At 70.6% G+C, this 1132-nt stretch carries 1 protein-coding gene; it reads left to right on the top strand.

Translation table 11 applies throughout. From position 1 onward, the window contains the following. Positions 1–133: 133 nt before the first annotated feature. Positions 134–1132: epoxide hydrolase family protein (locus tag ACZ5CR_RS46640; RefSeq protein WP_468870127.1), on the top strand; the 999-nt coding region annotated here is incomplete at its 3' end.

The following is a 1132-nucleotide window of genomic DNA, read 5'->3' as shown; positions in this document are numbered from 1 at the left end:
TGCGGCGCAGGTAGGCATCCGTCTGATCAAAATCCATGGGCAGATTCTTGCGCGTCGCGCATCATGGGCCTGCCCGCCGCGTCGCTGCCGATCCGGAGTGGTGGCGGCCTCTGCCTCCTGCACCGAAGGAACCATGACAGCCGAACCCGCTCCTTTCCGGACCTCCGTCTCCGACGACGTCCTGAACGACCTGCGTACGCGCCTGAGGCGCACCCTCTTCACCCGGCCGTCCGACTCCACCTACTGGGCGGCGGGCGTCGACCCCGGCTATCTGCGCGAACTCGTCGCCTACTGGGCCGACGGATTCGACTGGCGCGCCGCCGAGGCCGCGCTCAACGCCTTTCCCCAGTACGTCGCCGAAGTCGCCGGGCGGCGCGTGCACTTCGTCCATCTGCGGGGCCGGCGCCCCGAAGGTGCCCCGGCGCCGCTGCCGCTGGTCCTGAGTCACGGCTGGCCGAGCAGCTTCGTGGAGATGCTGCGGGTCGCCGGGCGCCTGGCCGACCCGGCCGCGCACGGCGGTGACCCGGCCGACGCCTTCGACGTGGTGATCCCCTCGCTGCCCGGCTTCGTCCACTCGGAGCTGCCGCGTGAGCCCTTCACCCGCAGGGGCGTCGCCGAGATCTGGCACGAGCTGATGACCCAGACTCTGGGCTACGAGCGCTTCGGGGCCTTCGGCGGCGACATCGGGGGCGGTGTGACGCAGTGGCTCGGCGCCCTCTATCCGCGGGACGTGGCCGGGGTGCACCTCACCTCCGCGGTGATCACGGAAGAGTTCGACGCGGAGCCGCCGACTGCCGAAGAGCAGTCGTACCTCGACGCGCTGGCCGCCTTCGACGTGGGCGACCAGGGCTACAGCGAGATCATGTGCACCCGTCCCGACACGATCGCCGCGGCCCTGATGGACTCCCCGGCCGGGCTCGTCGCCTGGATCGCCGACAAGTACCGCGACTGGAGCGACTGCGGCGGCGATCTGGAGGCCCGCTGGGACAAGGACACCCTGCTCACGGTCGCGACCCTGTACTGGGCCACCGGCAGCATCGGCTCGTCCTTCCGGCAGTACTACGACTACCCCCGGAACAAGCCGGTGCCGCCCATCACCGTCCCTGGCGCCATCACCCTCAGCCATGAACCG

The organism is Streptomyces sp. NPDC031274, from assembly GCF_055570235.1.
Note: the sequence above shows the minus strand (reverse complement) of the source record. Positions and strands in the feature narration are given on the sequence as shown.